Source organism: Streptomyces sp. NPDC029014 (assembly GCF_055564695.1).
In genome coordinates, this window is sequence record NZ_JBVHVT010000035.1 from 1 (window position 1) to 17,527 (window position 17,527).

19 protein-coding genes, 1 tRNA gene and 1 pseudogene are annotated in these 17,527 nt (G+C 74.1%); 10 read left to right on the forward strand and 11 right to left on the reverse strand.

Translation table 11 applies throughout. The features are described 5' to 3' along the window. A partial coding sequence (locus tag ACZ4VL_RS20375) for a hypothetical protein (RefSeq protein ID WP_468201668.1) occupies positions 1–1,237 on the reverse strand: 1,237 nt, incomplete at its 3' end. Between the two features lie 120 nt (positions 1,238–1,357). Here ACZ4VL_RS20375 and ACZ4VL_RS20380 point away from each other — a divergent pair. Together ACZ4VL_RS20380 and ACZ4VL_RS20385 are read left to right on the forward strand one after the other, a co-directional pair. Next, a complete protein-coding gene (locus ACZ4VL_RS20380; protein ID WP_468201670.1) occupies positions 1,358–2,479 on the forward strand; it encodes a GlxA family transcriptional regulator in 1,122 nt (373 codons plus the stop codon). Between the two features lie 102 nt (positions 2,480–2,581). Next, on the forward strand, positions 2,582–3,358 hold the full coding sequence (locus tag ACZ4VL_RS20385) for an MBL fold metallo-hydrolase (RefSeq protein ID WP_468201673.1): 777 nt from the start codon (positions 2,582–2,584) through the stop codon (positions 3,356–3,358). Between the two features lie 16 nt (positions 3,359–3,374). Here the strand turns inward: ACZ4VL_RS20385 and ACZ4VL_RS20390 are convergent, their stop codons facing one another. The 3 genes from ACZ4VL_RS20390 to ACZ4VL_RS20400 are packed head-to-tail and all read right to left on the reverse strand — an operon-like array spanning position 3,375 to position 4,474. Continuing rightward, a complete protein-coding gene (locus ACZ4VL_RS20390) occupies positions 3,375–3,809 on the reverse strand; it encodes a hypothetical protein (protein ID WP_468201675.1) in 435 nt (144 codons plus the stop codon). After that, positions 3,806–4,246 carry a MarR family winged helix-turn-helix transcriptional regulator gene (locus tag ACZ4VL_RS20395; protein ID WP_468201678.1) on the reverse strand — a complete coding sequence of 147 codons (441 nt, stop codon included), beginning with the start codon at positions 4,244–4,246 and terminating at the stop codon, positions 3,806–3,808. The genes ACZ4VL_RS20390 and ACZ4VL_RS20395 overlap by 4 nt, the downstream gene beginning before the upstream one ends. A gap of 51 nt (positions 4,247–4,297) precedes the next feature. Then, on the reverse strand, positions 4,298–4,474 hold the full coding sequence (locus ACZ4VL_RS20400; protein ID WP_468201680.1) for a hypothetical protein: 177 nt from the start codon (positions 4,472–4,474) through the stop codon (positions 4,298–4,300). 156 nt (positions 4,475–4,630) lie between these two features. Between ACZ4VL_RS20400 and ACZ4VL_RS20405 the strand changes: the two are divergent. Both ACZ4VL_RS20405 and ACZ4VL_RS20410 read left to right on the forward strand, forming a co-directional pair. Next, positions 4,631–4,838, forward strand: a pseudogene (locus tag ACZ4VL_RS20405) (discoidin domain-containing protein); the annotation flags it as partial. 199 nt (positions 4,839–5,037) lie between these two features. After that, positions 5,038–5,319: a hypothetical protein gene (locus tag ACZ4VL_RS20410; RefSeq protein WP_468201683.1), complete on the forward strand. Its 282-nt coding sequence runs from the start codon at positions 5,038–5,040 to the stop codon at positions 5,317–5,319. Positions 5,320–5,377: 58 nt separating this feature from the next. On the opposite strand, the gene ACZ4VL_RS20415 is transcribed toward ACZ4VL_RS20410, so the two are convergent. Both ACZ4VL_RS20415 and ACZ4VL_RS20420 read right to left on the reverse strand, forming a co-directional pair. Beyond that, positions 5,378–6,133 (reverse strand): DsbA family oxidoreductase, encoded by a 756-nt coding sequence (locus tag ACZ4VL_RS20415; RefSeq protein ID WP_468201686.1) that lies wholly within the window; start codon positions 6,131–6,133, stop codon positions 5,378–5,380. A gap of 170 nt (positions 6,134–6,303) precedes the next feature. Beyond that, positions 6,304–6,435 (reverse strand): hypothetical protein, encoded by a 132-nt coding sequence (locus ACZ4VL_RS20420; RefSeq protein ID WP_468201688.1) that lies wholly within the window; start codon positions 6,433–6,435, stop codon positions 6,304–6,306. 189 nt (positions 6,436–6,624) lie between these two features. On the opposite strand from ACZ4VL_RS20420, the gene ACZ4VL_RS20425 reads away from it, so the two are divergent. After that, complete coding sequence (locus tag ACZ4VL_RS20425; protein WP_468201689.1) at positions 6,625–9,504, forward strand: ATP-binding protein; 2,880 nt, start codon at positions 6,625–6,627, stop codon at positions 9,502–9,504. Here ACZ4VL_RS20425 and ACZ4VL_RS20430 read toward each other — a convergent pair. Continuing rightward, positions 9,478–10,614 carry an NADAR family protein gene (locus ACZ4VL_RS20430; RefSeq protein ID WP_468201692.1) on the reverse strand — a complete coding sequence of 379 codons (1,137 nt, stop codon included), beginning with the start codon at positions 10,612–10,614 and terminating at the stop codon, positions 9,478–9,480. The two genes, ACZ4VL_RS20425 and ACZ4VL_RS20430, sit on opposite strands and share 27 nt — an antisense overlap. 60 nt (positions 10,615–10,674) lie before the next feature. Continuing rightward, complete coding sequence (locus ACZ4VL_RS20435; protein WP_468201694.1) at positions 10,675–11,382, reverse strand: TetR/AcrR family transcriptional regulator; 708 nt, start codon at positions 11,380–11,382, stop codon at positions 10,675–10,677. 194 nt (positions 11,383–11,576) lie between these two features. Here ACZ4VL_RS20435 and ACZ4VL_RS20440 point away from each other — a divergent pair, with 194 nt between their 5' ends. The 3 genes from ACZ4VL_RS20440 to ACZ4VL_RS20450 all read left to right on the forward strand — a co-directional run bounded on the left by ACZ4VL_RS20440 (position 11,577) and on the right by ACZ4VL_RS20450 (position 13,473). Next, on the forward strand, positions 11,577–12,290 hold the full coding sequence (locus ACZ4VL_RS20440) for a hypothetical protein (protein WP_468201696.1): 714 nt from the start codon (positions 11,577–11,579) through the stop codon (positions 12,288–12,290). Between the two features lie 67 nt (positions 12,291–12,357). Then, positions 12,358–12,432, forward strand: a tRNA-Trp gene (locus tag ACZ4VL_RS20445). A 57-nt stretch (positions 12,433–12,489) separates the two neighbouring features. Beyond that, positions 12,490–13,473 (forward strand): hypothetical protein, encoded by a 984-nt coding sequence (locus ACZ4VL_RS20450; protein WP_468201698.1) that lies wholly within the window; start codon positions 12,490–12,492, stop codon positions 13,471–13,473. A gap of 56 nt (positions 13,474–13,529) precedes the next feature. Here the strand turns inward: ACZ4VL_RS20450 and ACZ4VL_RS20455 are convergent, their stop codons facing one another. The 3 genes from ACZ4VL_RS20455 to ACZ4VL_RS20465 form a co-directional block, all read right to left on the reverse strand. After that, the gene (locus ACZ4VL_RS20455) at positions 13,530–13,769 is read right to left on the reverse strand and encodes a hypothetical protein (RefSeq protein WP_468201700.1); all 240 of its coding nucleotides are present in this window, start codon (positions 13,767–13,769) and stop codon (positions 13,530–13,532) included. A 99-nt stretch (positions 13,770–13,868) separates the two neighbouring features. Beyond that, positions 13,869–15,095, reverse strand: coding sequence for a cation:proton antiporter (locus ACZ4VL_RS20460; RefSeq protein ID WP_468201702.1), 1,227 nt, complete (start codon positions 15,093–15,095; stop codon positions 13,869–13,871). Between the two features lie 7 nt (positions 15,096–15,102). Beyond that, the gene (locus ACZ4VL_RS20465; RefSeq protein WP_468201704.1) at positions 15,103–15,573 is read right to left on the reverse strand and encodes a cation:proton antiporter regulatory subunit; all 471 of its coding nucleotides are present in this window, start codon (positions 15,571–15,573) and stop codon (positions 15,103–15,105) included. 261 nt (positions 15,574–15,834) lie between these two features. On the opposite strand from ACZ4VL_RS20465, the gene ACZ4VL_RS20470 reads away from it, so the two are divergent. Continuing rightward, complete coding sequence (locus ACZ4VL_RS20470; protein WP_468201707.1) at positions 15,835–16,833, forward strand: HAMP domain-containing sensor histidine kinase; 999 nt, start codon at positions 15,835–15,837, stop codon at positions 16,831–16,833. Beyond that, entirely contained in the window at positions 16,830–17,501 is a 672-nt protein-coding gene (locus tag ACZ4VL_RS20475) for a response regulator (RefSeq protein ID WP_468201710.1), read from the forward strand. Before ACZ4VL_RS20470 ends, ACZ4VL_RS20475 begins: the two co-directional genes overlap by 4 nt. Positions 17,502–17,527 lie beyond the last annotated feature (26 nt).

The window sequence follows — 17,527 nt, forward strand, 5'->3', positions numbered from 1 at the left end:
CGGGTCGTCCCGCCCGCCCCCCCCCCCCCCCCTCCCCCCCCCCCCCCCCCCCCCCCCCCCCCCCCCCCCCCCCCCCCCCCCCCCCCCGCCGCAGCCACCACGACCGCCGTGGCTCCGCGACGCGTTCGAGGGGGAGGTCGACCAGGTGTGCCCGGTAGTGGCCGGTTTCCAGCTCGCGGATCAGCGGTTCCAGAGCGCGTACGGTCGCTGCGGTGAGGCGGCGCGGGTCGGCGAGGGCTCCGCGCACGCGCGCCGCACCGGTCCTCGCGCCGGCGGGCGGGAAACCGAGCAGGTTCATCGTGGTCTCGCAGGTGTCGCAGTCCGGGCCGACGCGGTAGAGCGCGTGCGGTCCGACGTACAGGGTGCGGTCCCAGCGCGGCCGTGATGCTCCCGGCTGCGGCGGGTCGTGGTCGACGCGCACCCGCCCGCGTCCCTCGTCCAGGGAGAAGCGCAGCCGCCGGGGCGAGTCGGCGGCCACGTCGCGCACCTCGGGTACGGGCGACGCGGCGAGGTCGACGGTCGGCCAGACGCGGCGGACGTGGGCGCAGTGGTCCTGCGCCGTCCGCCACTCGGGCAGGAGCGGGTCGCGCCCGGTGAGGCGGACGAGGGCGCGGTGGACGTCGCCGGCGGGCAGGTCGGGACCGGTGCCGAGCCAGTCGAGCAGGTGCGGAACGGCCGCCGGGTCGCCCATCTCCTCCAACGCGACCGTGCAGGCGACGTGGGTGAGCCCGGTGACCTCGAACAGGCGCCGGGCGATCGGCACGGTCCACTCGCGCGCACCGAGGCGCGCCAGCCCGAGGGCCGCCCGCCCGCACTCGGCGTCCCTCCGCAGCAGTGTCCCGAGCCCCGCCGCGCGGCTCGGATCCCGGGACAGCCCGAGCGCGTCGATGGTGGCCGGCGTGTACCCCAGGCGCGCGATCAGCCCGTCGAGCACCGGCGCCGGCACCGCCAGGCTGCGCTGCACCGCCACCGCCAGCAGCTCTGCCGAACCGAGCCGCGCCAACAGGTCGAGCACGACCCGGTCGCCGCCCTCGCGGAGCAGCGTGAGGAGGTGCCCGAGCAGCTGGCGCTCGCCCTCGTCTGCGCCCTCGTAGCGGCTGCTCGCGTACGCGGCCAGTACGGCCGGGCCGCCGGGCGGGTCGGCGACCAGCTCCTCGAACGCGATCCAGTAGCAGGTGTCGGCGAGGGCGGCGTCGACGCGGGCTTCGAGACGGGCTTCGAGACGGGCTGCGGGCATGAGGTGGAGGGTATCGGGGCGTGGTTCGTCGGGCGCGGCCGCGGCCATGGCCGGGGCATGGCCGTTTCTGACAGGAACGGGTCGTTGCGGACGGGCCTGCTCCGGGCCAAGGATCGGGGCATGGCCGAAACGCGCAGAGTCGTCATCGCAGCTTTCCCGGGCGTCGAGTTGCTTGACGTGACCGGGCCCGCCGAGGTGTTCTCCGTCGCGTCGCGCCTGCTGGCACCCACCGGGCCCGGGTACCGGGTGGAGATCGCGGCCGCGGCCGCCGGGGAGCTGCGCACCTCCGGCGGGGTGCGCCTGGTGGCCGACGTGGCGTTGGACGACGTCGGCGACGGGGTGGACACGCTGCTGGTGGCGGGCGCGATGGAGAGGGAGCAGTCGGGGGGACGGATCGCGGCGGTGGTGGACCCGGTCGTGGCGGACTGGCTCGCCCGCACCGCTCCGGGGGCGCGTCGTGTCGCCGGGATGTGCGCCGGTGCGCACCTGCTGGCCGCCACGGGGATGCTGGACGGCCTGCCCGCGACCACGCACTGGTTGACGGCCGATCAGCTCGCCGCGGAGCACCCCGCGGTCGCGGTCGACCCCGACCCGATCTTCGTACGGGCGGGGCGGGTGTGGACCTGTGCCGGGGTCACGGCGGTGCTGGACCTGGCCCTCGCCATGGTCGCGGAGGACCACGGTCAGGCACTGGCCGTGGAGGTGGCCCGGGCCATGGTGATGTACGTCAAACGGGCGGGCGGGCAGAGCCAGTTCAGCGTTCCGCTGTCCGTGCAGGCTGCGGCCGACGACGACCGCGTCGACGAGCTGCGCGCCTGGATCCAGGAGCACCTGGCCGAGGACCTTCCCGTGCCGGTGCTCGCCGACCGGATGCACCTGAGCGTGCGCCACTTCGGGCGGCTGTTCCGGCGCCGTACGGGGCGGACGCCGGCTGCGTACCTGGAGGCGGTGCGCCTGGAGGCGGCGCGACGGCTGCTGGAGGAGAGCGATCGCGGCCTGCCGGAGGTCGCCGCCCGGACCGGGCTGGGCTCGGTCGAGACCCTGCACCGCGTCTTCCGCAAGCGGCTGGGGACCACCCCGGCCGAGTACCGTCGCCGGTTCCGCTCACCCGACGCGCCGACCGACGCGCCGACCGACACGCCCGGCACATTCGACGCGCCCGACGCGCCCCACGCGCCCCACGCCCCTGCGGCCCTTGCCGGGCCCGCCGCCTCCGGGCGGCCCGCCTCCCGGGCCTTCTGATCCTTCGCAGCGCGTCCTCACCGCACCGCCGCCGTTCGCCGGGGGCGGTGGGTCGCCCCGCGCTGCCGTCCGACCACACGCACCACACCGAGGAGAAACCCCATGTCCCGCACCGAGGTCGTCGCGATCCCCGTCCTGGGCAAGCACGCCGTCAACGCCTACCTGCTGCTGGGCCGCCGGCCGGTCATCGTCGACGCGGGCACGCCGGGCAGCGGCGCCATGATCCGCGATGCCGTGGCCCGCCACGGCGTCGACCCCGCCGACATCGCGCTGATCGTCATCACCCACGGGCACATCGACCACTTCGGCTCCGCCGCCGAACTGGCCCGCCTCACGGGAGCGCCCGTCGCCGGCCACGCCGCCGACGTGCAGACGTTCCGCAGTGGCCGCGCCCGCGAACCCCACCTCCCGACCGGCCCGATGGGCCGCCTGATGGACCGCAACCCGAAGCTGCACGCCACCGCCGAGCCCTTCGAACCCGAGGTCCTGGTCCGCGGGGAGACGAGCCTGCACGACTTCGGGATCGGCGGCCGCATCATGCCCACGCCAGGCCACACCGCCGGCTCGATCTCCGTCCTCACCGACGACGGAGACCTGGTCGCCGGCGACCTCGTCGCGAACTCCTTCATGGGCCTGATCCCCGGCCGTCCCGCCAATCCGCCCTTCCACGACGACCCGCAGCAGAACCTCGCCAGCCTGCGCGAGATGCTCGCGCTCAAGCCGACCCGGCTGTACGTCGGCCACGGCACCCCGCTGGACCCCCGGCGCGTCGCGACCTGGGCTTCGGCGGAGCAGCGGCGCCTGGACGCACGGGCCGCGGCCGGCCGGCTGCGCGTGCGGACCCCCGACGCCGCGGCCCCGCAGGACCTCGGGCGGTGACCGGCCGGTCCAGGGCTCAGGCGTCGGCGTGCTGCCAGGGGAACGGGCTGCGGTCGGGTGCGACCCAGCCGGTCCTGGCCCGGGTGCCGGCCAGGGTGGCGGGGTGATAGTAGCGGGTCAGCAGCTTCTTGTCGAGCAGCGCCGGGTTGCGGTCGGCGAACGCGTCGAAGTCGGCGGTGTCCGTCCCGTCGGCGTGGTGGCCCACCAGCTCGACCCAGGCGCGGCTGACGGTGGAGTTGTACTTCTGCGGGGCGCCCGCGTAGCGGGCGGTGCGCCGGATGCCGTCGCTGACCAGGGCCACCGCTGCGCCGGTTCCGTGGCGTCGGACGGCCAGCCAGGTCAGCTGCACGTGCTGGCGGTGCCCGAAGTGTTCGGCGGTGGCCATGACCTCTGCCATGAGCTCCGCGAACGGTGACGGGTCCTCGTGCGCCTGCTGCGTTTCGGTGGTCATGATCCCGATCCCTTCTCGATCAGCGCGTCCAGCACGGCGTGGAAGCCGTCCACGGCCCCGGCGGGCAGGCCGTGCAGCGCGCGGCCTTCGAGATCGGCGAGGGTTCGGCTGATCTCGGCGGCTGCCGCGCGCCCGGACGCGGTGAGTTCGATGCGTACGGAGCGGCGGTCGCCCGCCTGCTTGCCGCGGGTGATGTGTCCGCGCCGCTCCAGCCGGTCCAGCACGCTGGTGAGCGTGGTGGGCCGGCTGCCCACGGCGGCTCCCAGTCGGGAGACGGTCCGGCCGTGGCCGTCGGCCAGGTTGGCCAGTGCGTTGATCTCGGCCGCGGTCAGGTCGAGGTGGGCCAGTTCGGTGGTGATCAGGTGCAGCGTGGCGTGGGTGGCGCGCTGCAGGGCCAGGAGCACCGACTGCTCGGCGGGCATCGATTCAGAACTCACGATTTCGGATAATACGATATCGCAGTATTGGCCGACGAGCGAGGGCGCAGGTCAGTCTCCGCCACCTCCCCCGCCCCCGCCGCAGGAGGAACCGCACGAGGATCCGCCGCCGCAGGAGTCGCCGCCGCCACCCCACAGGCCCTTGCGCCGCTTCGATCTCCCGCCCCCGCGCAGCACCTGGAAGACCACCACGACGATGACCACTGCCATGGTCAGTACGACTTCCATCACTCGACCCCCGTTTCTCTCCGTTCCGGTCGTAGGGGCACGATGCCCCGAGCGGTGGCGCCCCCAAGCCCGGGTTGAGCAACTTCAGAGCTTCCGCGACCACGGGCGGGCGCGGTGGCGCGGTGGCGCGGTGGCGCGGTACGGCGCGAACCGGCCCTGCTGATCGGCCCCGCGACCGCCGGCGCGGCCGCCGGGCCGGGTTGGTGGGAACCGACGGCGCGTCCGGCCCCGGACTCGCAGGTCGACGTCACGGGCGAGCCGTTTCACCGGGACCGACGCGCAGGGACGGGTCCGCGGCTGGGTCGACGGGCACGTCCACCTGATGTCCGACGAGGGCTTCGGAGGGCGCCTGGTCTGCGGAAGGGTCTCGCCTGGCTGCCCGGCCCCCGGGCCGCGTCCGGAAACCCCGTGCAGTACCCGTTCCGCAGCCCCGACGGCGGATCGGTCCTCGACCGGCAGGTCACCGGCAGCCGGGTGTGGGACGTCAACACGGACGGCGGCGGCACCCACTACGGGCACCTCGCCTCCCCGCGCCCCCTCCCGGCGGATTCACCCACGAGGCGGTGTGGAAGGTGCTGCGCGACCCCGCGCCCGGCACGGTCCGGCTCTACGAGTGCAAGGCCGCCGAGCACTCGCTGCTGACCCGCGACCCGGGTTGCGAGGGCCAGCAGCCGCTCGGCCCGGTCGGCTACGTGTACACCGCGGCCGTACCGGGGTCGGTGCCGCTCTACCGGTGCTACATCCCCTCCGTCTTCGACCACTTCGTCTCCACCGGGCCCGACTGCGAGGGCCCGTCCACGAGGGAGGGTCTCCTCGGCTACGCCGTCCCGACGACCGCGCCGTAACCCCCCTCCCCCGGGCTGCGCGCCGGAGGGAGACGGGGGCGTCGGAGGTCCGCCGAGGCTAGCGGGCGGCTGCGGCGGCGTCCGCGTGCACGTCCGCGTTCACGTCCGCATCCGCATCCGCATCCGCATCCGTGTACAGGGTGTCGAGGAGTTCGTCGGCCCAGTCGGTGCTGTACGCGTCCAGCCTCGGGAAGCCGCCCTCGTACGGGGAGCGGGTCCAGGTGAAGGTGGCGCCGGGGTTGTGGCTGGCGTAACCCTCCGCGGCGAACAGGTGCGGGCTGCCCTGGATGCCGGGGCCCTGGGCGATCCGCCACTGCTCGTAGACCTCGGCGCGGCCGCTCCCGCGGGCCAGGGCGGCCGCCAGCGCCTCGGCGTCCACGTGCTCGCACCCCTCGGCGAGTTCGAGGATCACCGAGTGGAGGCTGATGCACTTGCTGTCGACGTAGAACGCCGTGCGCAGCGCGCGGTCCAGCTCGTCGCTGCCGCGCAGCCCGCCGATCGCCGGGTCCTTGGCGGCCTGCACCGCCTCCAGGGCGGGCAGGGTGGTGACGGGGTAGGTCTCGGGCCGGCCGTGCCACAGCCGCCATCCCAGCTCGGGGCGGTTCGCGGCGATGGTCACGATCTCCGGGTCGACGATGAACTTCGGGGTGGGCTCGCTGTTGAACAGCTCCAGCGGGAAGGCCCGGTGGTCTATCTGCAGGTCCAGCTGCCGCCGGTCGACCGCGTCGTTCAGGGTGTGCAGGGCGAGGCTCGCCCACGGGCAGCCGATGTCCGACCAGACGGTCACCGTAGGGCTGTTGGTGTGCGTCGGCACGTTCTCCTCCGAAGGTAGTACGAGGCCCCCGGCCGCTTCGCTGCGGCCGGGCGCGCACGCCGATCACAACCCGGGCCGGGACCGCAGGTCCATCGGCGACGGGGCAGTCCGTCAGGTGACGGGTGCTGCTCGGGCGGCGCCTCCCGAAGGCGCAGCCGCGGCGGCCCCGTTCAGCGCTGGAGGAGACGGGTGACCAGAGCCTCGGTCGCGCCGGCCGCGACGACGAGGCCGAGGGGCGGCAGTGCGGTGCGGAGGACCTTGCGGACACGGGCGAGGAACGACGGTCCGGAGGTACGGGTCATGGCGGGCTCCCGGAGGGCCGAGCCGGCCGCCGGGTGCGGCCGGGCGATGACCCCATGGACGCGCTTCCGGGGGGTTTCCGGCGAACCCGCCCGCGCTCGCCGGACGGACACCTAGCCTGCCGTCGGGGGAACATCGGATCTTCCGACGTCCGGCGGAGTCCGGAAGCCTCGGAACGGCAGGGGGCGCTCGTGGGTGGTCAGGCGGAACGGTTCTGGGCCGCGCTCGCGAGGGCCTACGAGGAAGCGCGACGTCCCACGCTCAGCGCGTTGGTGCGCGCGGCGGAGCGGCCCGGCCCACCGGGCAGCGGCCCCGGGAAGTCCACCGTCCACGGCTGGTTGACCGGAGAATCGGTGCCCGGTCGGGAGCACGCGGGACACTTCCTGCGCGTCGCCGCCTTCCTGCGGGACGAGGCGGCCGAGGCGGGACACGCCCACCCGGTGCTCGGGGAGGCGGGCTGGCAGCAGCTGTTGGCCCGGGCCCGGCGGGAGCGCGACGAGGCCCGGGGCGGCCGGCCCCGTACGCGCAGCACGCCCGACGTCCGGATCACGCCGGCGAACCTGCCGCCCGACCCGCCGGGCTTCACCGGCCGGGACGAGGAACTGGCCGCGATCCGGTCCGGGCTGACCCCGTCCGGGGGCGAGGACACCACGGCGGTGGTGGTGTCCGCCGTCGCCGGGATGGGCGGGATCGGCAAGACCGCGCTGGCCCTGCGCGCCGCCCATGAGGCCCTGGCCGGGGGGCGGTTCCCCGGCGGCGTGCTCTTCGCCGACCTGCACGGCTACGGTGAAGTCGACCCGGTGGACGGTGCGGGGGCCGTCGCCGACCGCTTCCTGCGCCTCTCGGGGGCCAAGCCGGACGCGCTGCGCACGAACGACGAGAAGTTGGACGCCTGGCGGTTGCGCCTGGACCAGCTGGCCGCGGAGGACCGACCGGTACTGGTCGTCCTGGACAACGTCCGCACCCCGGGCCAGATCGGCGGCCTGGTGCCGCCTCCCCCGCACCGCGCCCTGGTCACCTCGCGCCACCGGCTGTCCTCCCTGCGGGCCCGCCGTGTCGGCCTCGCCCCGCTCCCACCGGACGTGGCCGTCGGCCTCCTGGCGCGGGCGTCGGCCACGGAGGGCGCCGCGGTCGACGCGCGGATCACGGCCGGGCGGGCCGACGCGTTGGCGCTGGCCGGCCTGTGCGGGTACCTGCCGCTGGCCCTGTGGATCGTCGGCGTACTCCTGATCGACGAGCCGGAGCGTCCCCTCGCCGACCTCGTGGAGGAACTGGAGGACGCCCAGGCCCGGCTGGACGTGATGACGTACGACGGCGAGGACGACGACGGCCGCCCCCTGGCGGTGCGGGCCTGCTTCGAACTGTCGTACCGGCACCTGACCGAGCCGCAGCGCCGCGCCTTCCGGCTCCTGGCCGCCGTCCCGGGCCCCGACGTCTCCACCACGGCGGCCGCGGCCCTGCTCGACCTGCCCCGGGCCGGTGCGCGACGGATGCTGATCGGACTGGACCGGGCTCATCTGCTCGTGCACGCGCCGGGCACGGAACGCTGGTCGATGCACGACCTCGTCCGCCTCTTCGCCGACGAGGTCGGCCGCGCCGGAGCCGAGCAGGACGACCGGGACACGGCCGTCGCACGGCTGCTGGACCACTACCTCGGCATGACCGCGGCAGCGGTCGCCCACCTCCAGCACGATCCGGAACGACCGGACCATTTCCGCGATCACACACAGGCGCTGCAATGGCTGGACGAGGAACACACCGCGCTCCTCGCGGCGGCCGGAGCGGCACCCGCCGGCCACCCCGCCGCGACGGACATCGCCGTGACCCTCGCCCCGTACTTCGCTCGACGGCGCCGCTTCGACGAGTGGCTGACGCTGACCACGGCCTCCTTGGCGGCCTTCCGGGAGGCCGGCAACCGCCGAGGCGAACTCACGGCGCTCAACAACCTCGCCTACGCGTTCCGTGAGGCGCACCGGATCGAGGAAGCCGTCGACGCCGCGACCGCCGCCGTCGACGGCTTCCGGGAGACCGGAGATCGCACGGGCGAGGGCAAGGCGCTCGTCAACCTCGGGTGCGCGCTCATGGAGGCGGGCCGAAACGAGGAGGCGATCACCGTACTCGGCGCAGCGGTCGACGTCTTCCACGAGACGGGCGACCGCACGGACCGGGCGACCGCCCTCAACGATCTCGGGGCGACGCTGCTGCAGGCAGAACGGGCAGCGGCGGCCGTCGAGGCCCTGACTGCCGCCGAGGCGATCCAGCGCGACACCGGCGACGAGTACGGCCGGGCCAGGACGCTCACCAACCTCGGCGTCGCCCACAAGGACGCGGGCCGGCTCGCCGAGGCGTTGGACGTCCTGCGGGAAGCGGCAGCGGTGAGCAGGGCCTCGGGCGACACCCACGGTGAGGGGCGGGCGCTGCTGCACCTCGGCCGGACCCTCGCCGAGACCGGCCGCTTCGGCGCGGCCGTCGAAGCCGCTGCCGGCGCTGCGGGGATCCTCCGCGAGGCCGAGGACCGCCGCGGCCTCGCGTCGGCGCTGCACTGCCTCGGCCTGGCCATGGCCCGGGTCGGCCGGTACCCGGAGTCGTTCGCCGCACTCCGCACGGCCGCCGCGATCCACCGCGAGTGCCACGACCCGCACGGGGAGGCGACGGCGCTGAACAGCCTGGGTTTCGCCCTGAACGAGACGGGCGGCTGGAGCGAGGCGGCCGACGTCTTCTCGACAGCGGTCGGGCTCTTCCGCGAGGCGGGTGACCACCAGCACGCGGGCGGGGCGCGCATCAACCTCGGTACGGCGCTGGGCCATCTGGGCCGGCACGCCGAGGCCGCCCGCCAACACGCCACGGCCGCAGCCGGCTTCCGCGAGGCGGGCGACCGGCACGGCGAGGCGTGGGCCCTGCTCGGCCTGGGCAGCGACCTGGCCGGTCTGGGCCGGTCCGAGCAGGCGGTCCTCGTCCTGAACACGGCGGCGGCCATGTTCCGCGCGACCGGCGACCCCGGCCTCGAAGCCCTGGCACGAACCAATGCAGCCCGACTCGGCCTCCTACGCCTGGGCTTCGACGGCCCCTGAGGGACCGGCCCTGCGGGCCTGGAGTTCGGAGCGGACGAGCTCCAGCAGGCGGCCCGACCAGTTGAGGCCGCGGCCGCCGTTGTCACCCCAGAAGTCCGAGTCCGCGTCGTCGTAGAGCACCGCCCCGGCGCCGGTGGCGAGGAGGACCTCGGCGAGGTCGGGGTGCTGTTCGTACTTGGCGCGCAGCAGCCGGGCCATGACCGCCGTCCGGACCTGCTCCCAGCCGTCGCGGCGGGCGGCTCCGGCCGCGAGGGTGCGGGCCTTGGCACCCGACTCCGCTGCCGTGACGCGGGCGCGGTCCGCGGGTGCGGCGACGGACAGGGCCCAGTACGCGTGCGCCGCCGACGGGTGGGTGGTGCCGTCCACGGTGACCGCGGCCGGGTAGTCGTGGCGCAGGGCGCGCTTGTCCGGTTCCTCCAACGCACGCTGCGGGTACGAGTGGTAGAGCTTGACCGCGGGAGCGAAGGACTTCGCCGCGCCGTCCGCCGGAACCCGCTTCGGGGCTTCGGCGATCCACCGGTCGCGCTCCTCGAAGTAGGCGAGGGCGTGGTCGTACTCCGCCTGCGTCACCCGCCCCTCGGACGCGCCCGGCGTCCGTCCGCCCGGACCGGCCACGAGGACGCGGAGCGGGCGGTCCTTGCGGTCCATGTCGCCGAGCGCGTAGCGGCGCACGGTCTCGGGTACGGCCAGGTAGGCGGCCCGGGCCGCGGCGCGGTTGGCCTCCGTCCGGTCGGCGAGGAAGACGTCCACGGCGGCGAGGCAGCGGCCGGTCGAGTCGGGGCGGCCGTTCAGCTCGTCGATCGTGTCGCGGACCTCCGCGAGCAGCAGCTCGGGCGTCAGCCAGGTCTGCGGCTCGCCGAACCTCCACGCGGCCAGGTCGTGGGCGGACGCGCGGCCGCCTTCGGGAAGGCTGGTGGCCACCCATCCGGTGCGGAGCTTCTCCTCGAACTCCTCCAGGGTGACGAGCTCCCAGCAGTCGACGAGGCCGTCCGCGTAGATGAACAGGTCCGTGAGGAAGTAGGAGCCGCCGTTGCAGATGAAGGCGTGCCGCCAGGTGCCGGGTATGCGGACGCCGTCCGCCGTGCGATGGGTGATCCGATTGCCGATCATCTCGTGATCATGCCGGTCGGAAGGGTGGGAATGCACGCGAATTGTCGCGGGCCGGATGGCTCAGACGGCGGTGTCGCCGTGCGGGGGGACCTCCAGTCCGATGCTCTCGGCCGCCACGGCGACGGCGTAGTCGAAGAACGCGGCCTCGTCCTTCACGCTGTCGTGGGTGCGGCTGAAGACCTGGAAGACCAGGAGCCCGATCAGGTTGCTCCACAGGACGATGCCGCGCTCGATGACGTCCGAGAACGGGGCCTCGGGCACGCCGCCGAAGAGCTCGACCGCCGCCGGCAGGAGCAACGGCGTTCCGCGCAACGCCCGCCGGGGCGGGGTGAGCTCGCCCGCCTCCAGTGCGGCCCTGACGATGCCGGCGAGCACCGCGGGGGTGCGGGAGGCGGGCAGGACCGTGTCCTGCGGCGCGTGGTAGCCCGGCACGGGCGAACCGTAGATCAGCGTGAACTCGCCCGGGTGCGCGAAGGACCACGCCCGCAGTGCACGGGTGACCGCGAGGAGGCGGGCACCCGCCGACGCGCCGGCGTCGGCGGCGGCCCGGTCGGCCTGCTCCATCGCGGCGCCGGAGGTGTCGTAGGCGTCGATGACCAGGGCGGTCAGCAGGTCGTCCCGGTGCGGGAAGGCGGCCTCCACGGCGGTACGGGCGAAGCCGCCGTCGCCGGCCACGGCGTCCGGGGAGAGCCCCGCAGCTCCCAGGCCCGGCAGGAGGCGACGGGCAGCGTCCTTGATCACGGCATCCGGTATCACGTTGTCATCCATGCGGAAACCGTACCTGTCACTGAACACGGGTGTTCGGGACGGTGGGTGAGGCGTTGTCAGTTCAGCGGGGTGTGACGGCCGGGCCGGACGCGTCCGGTGCGGGCCGCTGCTTCGGGGGTGAAAAACGGGGAATCCGGGTCGGGGCGGTCGGGGGTCCCGCTACGGTGGCCGTGTCACCGCCCAGTGGAGGTCCAGTGCCAACGACCGTGGTGGGGTTCCGGCTCGGCTGCGATGCGCGGAGCCGACAGGCGACCATCGTTCTGACCGAGTCCGGTGTCCTCCACCGCTCCAACGGTCCCCTGGGGTCGACGTCGAAGTCCGGTCGGCCCGACGCTCCCGCGTCCGTGGACCCCCACCCCGTACCCCGGCAGGCCGCCAAGCTGCGGAAGCTGCACGCCGAGCTGACCGGTGCCGGGTTCAGCCGGGTACTGGTCCCGCCCGCCTGCGTACGGCTGGAGACCGACGAGCATCCGCTGCACGCCAAGCCGTACGGGGGCAATGCGCCGCCTCCGCATCCCGAACTCGTCGAGGAGTTCGTCGGCCTGGCACCCACCTCCTCGATGCCGCTCGACGAGGCGATCCGTGCCTTCTACACCGCCGTCGGCATCCCCTCCCGACCCCGCAACGCCGTCCCGGTGGGGTCGGCGGCAGCGCGGCCCTTCCCACCGCGTGTCGAGCAGGCCCTGCGTGCCCTCGCCCGTGGGAACGCCCTCGCCTCGTCGCCGCGGCGCGGCGTCGGATGGCGGATCACCGCCGGCGGGGTCCGCCTCCACGTGGGGCCCGCCGGTGAGGCGCTCACCCGTCAGGAGGTCGCGGACCTCCAGGCCGCGCTGTCGGCGTGGTTGCGGCTGAACCCGCAGGGCCCGCAGGCCGCGGTCCCGGAATCGGGCCCGCAGGGGCCGGCGTGAGAGGCGTGCCCGTCGGCCTGACGCACCTGCCGGACGCCGTGCCACCCCCTACAATGCCGGTCGGGGCGAAGCCGTAGCGCAGAGGTCGTCGCGCGCGGTCTCCAAAACGGCGAGGACGCCGGTTCGAATCCGGTCGGCTTCGCCCCCGCCCCGTAGGTTCGGGCGGGCATGGCCCGGTCAGGTTCAGTAGCCTCGCCCCATGGCCGAATCCCGATCACCGCAGCTCGTCACACGTCTCATCGACGGACGGATCTGTTCCTACGCCCTGGCCGCCGACGCCTCGGGCGTTCTGGAACCGGCTGCCGTGTTCCGACCGATCGCCGGTGACGAGGCCGTCGGAGCGGCCGCCTGCGCCGACCTGCAGCGGGCGGTGTACACGACCCTGAACGCGGTGGTGTGCGTGTCGGGTGCGGGGGAAGCGGTGTGGCGGGTGGCGCTCGACCCGTACGCGGACGAACCGCACGGGCACCGGCCCGGCTGTGTGTTGTCCCGGGACGGCCGGGTGGTGTGGGTCTACCGGCCGGACGCCATGGCGGGCCGGGGCGGGCCGGACCAGTGGGTCGCCCTCGACGCCGGGACCGGTGCGGTCGTGGCCCGTACGGACCTCGACACGGTCGGCCACGGCGCCTTCCAGTTCCTGCATCCTGGGGACGGCAGCGTGCTCCTGGACGTGGGCGAGGGCCAGGACGGTTCGGTCATCTACCGGGCGACACCCGGCGACGACGGTACGCCCGCCTTCGACGCCTACCCGTGGTCCGACCGCTGCCTGATCGATCTGGCGCCCGGCGGGGAACAGTTCATGACGGTCGACCACGGGCAGGCGGACGTCGCGTTCCACCGCTATCCGGACGGGAAGGTGCTGTTCGCCCTCTCCGTCGAGGCGTTCGGACACGATCCGGACGCGGTCTGGATGGAGTGGAGCGGCGGCTACCTGACCCCGGACACCGCCGTCGTCACCCTGGTCGGCGACGGCGTGCACGGGAAGCGGGGCGGCAACGGAGACGGGGACGTGGGCGAAGAGGCGGAGGAGAGGTACCGCTGCTACCTCGTCGACGTGCGGGCGGGCACGGTGGCCGGCGAGTTCACCGCGCACGCCCGGCACGCGTACGACGTCCAGCCGCTCGGCGACGGGTCCTGGCTGACCAGCGCCCCTTCCGGGCACCCGGTCCGCCGCCGCGCCTGACGGGGCGAGGACGGCGGCTCGGGCACCCGCCCCCGTCGCCCCCGGCGGCCGCAGGGTTACGACGTGCCGCCGCGCTTGCTGCGCCACGCGGCGAAGGCGACGAGGCCACCCACGGTGAGGGCACCGATCTTCACCCCGGCCTTGACGGACAGCCATCCCAGCACGAAGGGGATGTGCCAGCCCGACCACCACACCAGGGCGAGGAGCGAGAGGGCGACGAGAATGCCGACGGCGACTCCGGCAGCCGTCTTCAGGGGTGTGGAGCCGTCGCCGTGCTCCGCCGTGTCGTCTGTCATGGCCACAACGTTAGCGGCCCGTTATACGGCGACCGTACTTCGAACGGATGACCTCCTTGTCATCGAAAGTTGATGCGTCGAGCGGGCCGTGACCGACTTTCAGCCGTCCTGGCCGGCGGGCTCGTGCTGCCGAGGAGCGGACGGTTCGACGGGGGCCGGTGACGTGCCGCCGCGACGCGGGGCGAGCCGTTCCGCCAGGGGCTGGGTGTAGCGGGCCGTCAGTGGACCGAGTACGACGAGGATCAGGACGTACGCGGTCGCCAGCGGTCCGAGCGCCGGCTCGATGCCGGCGGTGACGGCGAGCCCGGCGATGACGATGGAGAACTCGCCGCGGGCCACCAACGTGCCGCCCGCCCGCCAGCGGCCGTTGACCCCGATCCCGGCGCGCTTCGCGGCCCAGTAGCCGGTTGCGATCTTCGTACCGGCGGTGACCACGGCCAGCGCGAGCGCGGGCAGGAGCACCGGCGGGATGCTGGCGGGGTCGGTGTGCAGGCCGAAGAAGACGAAGAACACGGCGGCGAAGAGGTCCCGCAGCGGGCTGAGCAGGGTGTGCGTGCCCTCGGCGACCTCGCCCGAGAGGGCTATGCCGACGAGGAAGGCGCCGACGGCCGCGGAGACCTGCAGCTGCTGGGCGATGCCCGCCACCAGCAGGGTCAGGCCGAGGACGACGAGCAGGAGTTTCTCGGGGTCGTCGCTGGAGACGAAGCGGGAGATGATCCGCCCGTAGCGCACGGCGACGAACAGCACCGCACCGGCGACGCCGAGCGCGATGGCGAGGGTGGCACTGCCCGCGGCGAGGCCGACGCCGGCCAGGAGCGCGGTGATGATCGGCAGGTAGACCGCCATGGCGAGGTCCTCGAGGACCAGGATGCTGAGGATGACGGGGGTCTCGCGGTTGCCGAGCCGGCCCAGGTCCCCCATGACCTTGGCGATGACGCCGGAGGAGGAGATCCAGGTGACGCCGGCCAGGACCACGGCCGCGACGGGCCCCCAGCCCATGAGCAGCGCGGCGGCGGCGCCGGGCAGGGCGTTGAGGGCGCAGTCGACGAGGCCGGCCGGGTACTGGGTGCGCAGGTTCGAGACGAGGTCGTTCGCGGTGTACTCCAGGCCGAGCATCAGCAGGAGGAGGATGACGCCGATCTCGGCGCCGATGGCGACGAACTCCTCGCTCGCGCCCAGCGGGAGGAGGCCGCCGGTACCGAAGGCGAGGCCGGCCAGCAGGTAGAGGGGTATCGGTGAGAATCTCAGCCGGCCCGCGACCCGGCCGAGCAGCCCCAGGCCGAGGAGGATCGCACCGAACTCGATGAGGAAGAGGGCGGAGTGCACGGGCGCCTCACTCCCGTCCGAGTATCGCGGCAGCCGCGTCGACGCCCTCGCGGGTGCCGATGACGATCAGGGTGTCCCCGCCGGCCAGCCGGAAGTCCGGCCCCGGGGAGGGCCGTGCCTCGGCCCGCCGCAGTACGGCGACGACCGATACGCCGGTCTCGGTCCGCATCCGGGTCTCGCCGAGCACCCGGCCGTTCCAGTGCGAGTGTCCGGCCAGTTCGATGCGCTCGGCGACCAGGCCGAGTTCGGTCGTGTGGAGGAGGCTCGGGCTGTGGTGGGCGGGCATCAGGGCGTCGATCAGGGCCGCGCTCTCCCCGGCGGTGAGGTGGAGCGACTGGAGGCAGTCGTCGGGGTCGTCGGCGCGGTAGAGGTTCACGCTGCGGGTGCCGTCGCGGTGGGCGATCACCGACAGGTGCCGGCGTTCGCGGGTGGTGAGGTCGTACTGGACCCCTATGCCGGGCAGCGGCGTGGTGCTCATCCGTGGAGCAGGCACAGCCCATCCCCCTCGTGTCGTTCCGTGCAGGATGCCGGCGGCGCTGTGTGACGGGATGTCCGGCGGGGCGGTCCCGGCCGCGGCGGGAACATGGTGCCATCTTGTGAGCAGCGGGAATATGGGTGCCGTCACGGATGGACAGGGGTGTCCGGGCCGGTCGAGGATGGGGCGGGGAAGCAGGCTCCGTCGCAGGTCGCAGCGGTATCGGAGGGGATCTGAGCGGCCGGGAAAGGCGTGGGACGGACGGTGTCACTGTACTGGCGGGTCTTCCTGCTGAACGCGGCCGTCCTGGTCCTCAGCGTGGCCCTGTTGTTCGGCCCGGTCACCGTCTCCACCCCGGTGCTCTTCGGCGAGGGGATCGTCCTGGTCTGCGGGCTGGTCGTGATGCTCGTACTGAACGCGGTCCTGCTCCGCGTCGGCCTGGCGCCGCTGGGCCGGCTCGACCGGGCCATGGCCACGGCGGACCTCCTCAACCCCGGGGAACGGCCCCGGGCGGGCGGGCACGGCGAGATCGCCCGTCTCACCGGCACCTTCAACGCCATGCTGGACCGGCTGGAGGCCGAACGCGCCGCGAGCAGCGGACGTGTCCTGACCGCCCTGGAAGCCGAACGGCAGCGCATCGCCCAGGAGCTGCACGACGAGATCGGCCAGACCCTCACCGCCGTGCTGCTGCAGCTCAAGCACGCCGCCGACCAGGCGCCGCCGCAGGTGCGCGAGGACCTCCGCCAGGCCCAGGAGACCACCCGGGCCAGCCTGGAGGAGATCCGCCGCATCGCGCGGCGCCTGCGGCCCGGCGTCCTGGAGGAACTCGGGCTGCACAGCGCGCTGCGCTCGCTGGCCTCCGAGTTCACCGGCCGCCACCTGTCGGTGGGCGTGCACGTCGTACCCGGTCTGCCGGGGCTCGACCCGGCCACGGAACTCGTCGTCTACCGGGTGGCGCAGGAGGCGCTGACCAACTCGGCCCGCCACTCCGGGGCGTCCCGGGTGGAGATGCACCTGCGGCCGCTGCCGGGCGGCGGAACCTGCCTGCTGGTCCGTGACGACGGCCGCGGGCGGGGAGGGGCGCCCGAAGGGGCCGGGATCAGCGGCATGCGGGAACGCGCACTGCTCATCGGGGCCGAGCTCGTGATCGAGTCCGGTGCCCAGGGCGGCACGGACGTCCGCCTGAACATCGCCCCGGCCACACCCACCGCACCTGACACAGCCACCACGCCCACCACAGCCACCTCAGGAAACGAGCGATGACAGCACCCGCCGCCGAACGGCCCGCCCGGATCCTCCTCGCCGACGACCACGCGCTCGTCCGCAGCGGTGTGCGGCTCATCCTGGACGCCGAGCCCGACCTGGAGGTGGTGGCCGAGGCCGGTGACGGTGCGGAGGCCGTCGCGGCCGCCCGCGCGGACGCCGGCCTGGACCTCGCCGTCCTGGACATCGCCATGCCCCGCGCCACCGGCCTCCAGGCCGCCCGTGAGCTCGCCCGCATCCGGCCCGGGCTGCGGATCCTGATGCTGACCATGTACGACAACGAGCAGTACTTCTTCGAAGCGCTGCGCGCCGGCGCCAACGGGTACGTGCCCAAGTCCGTCGCCGACCGCGACCTGGTGGAGGCCTGCCGGGCCGCCCTGCGCGACGAGCCGTTCATCTATCCGGGCGCGGAGTCGGCGCTGATCCGCAGCTACCTCGACCGGGCCCGCTCCGGGGCGTCCCTGCCGGACCGGCCGATCACGGACCGCGAGGAGGAGGTCCTCAAGCTCGTCGCCGAGGGCCACACCTCCAGGCAGATCGCCGACCTGCTCGTCATCAGCCCGAAAACCGTCGAACGGCACCGCGCCAACATGCTCCAGAAGCTGGGCCTGAACGACCGCCTGGAACTGACCCGCTACGCCATCCGCGTCGGCCTCATCGAGCCCTGAACGCCGGACCTCCCGGCTGCGGTACC

What these genes read in the sequence shown, in the direction of transcription:
- ACZ4VL_RS20380 (WP_468201670.1), top strand. Translation starts at nt 1,358, where the DNA reads ATGGCCGAAACGCGCAGAGTCGTCATCGCAGCTTTCCCGGGCGTCGAG.
- ACZ4VL_RS20385 (WP_468201673.1), top strand. Translation starts at nt 2,582, where the DNA reads ATGTCCCGCACCGAGGTCGTCGCGATCCCCGTCCTGGGCAAGCACGCC.
- ACZ4VL_RS20390 (WP_468201675.1), bottom strand. Translation starts at nt 3,809, where the DNA reads ATGACCACCGAAACGCAGCAGGCGCACGAGGACCCGTCACCGTTCGCG.
- ACZ4VL_RS20400 (WP_468201680.1), bottom strand. Translation starts at nt 4,474, where the DNA reads ATGGAAGTCGTACTGACCATGGCAGTGGTCATCGTCGTGGTGGTCTTC.
- ACZ4VL_RS20420 (WP_468201688.1), bottom strand. Translation starts at nt 6,435, where the DNA reads ATGACCCGTACCTCCGGACCGTCGTTCCTCGCCCGTGTCCGCAAGGTC.
- ACZ4VL_RS20430 (WP_468201692.1), bottom strand. Translation starts at nt 10,614, where the DNA reads ATGATCGGCAATCGGATCACCCATCGCACGGCGGACGGCGTCCGCATA.
- ACZ4VL_RS20435 (WP_468201694.1), bottom strand. Translation starts at nt 11,382, where the DNA reads ATGGATGACAACGTGATACCGGATGCCGTGATCAAGGACGCTGCCCGT.
- ACZ4VL_RS20450 (WP_468201698.1), top strand. Translation starts at nt 12,490, where the DNA reads ATGGCCGAATCCCGATCACCGCAGCTCGTCACACGTCTCATCGACGGA.
- ACZ4VL_RS20455 (WP_468201700.1), bottom strand. Translation starts at nt 13,769, where the DNA reads ATGACAGACGACACGGCGGAGCACGGCGACGGCTCCACACCCCTGAAG.
- ACZ4VL_RS20465 (WP_468201704.1), bottom strand. Translation starts at nt 15,573, where the DNA reads ATGAGCACCACGCCGCTGCCCGGCATAGGGGTCCAGTACGACCTCACC.
- ACZ4VL_RS20475 (WP_468201710.1), top strand. Translation starts at nt 16,830, where the DNA reads ATGACAGCACCCGCCGCCGAACGGCCCGCCCGGATCCTCCTCGCCGAC.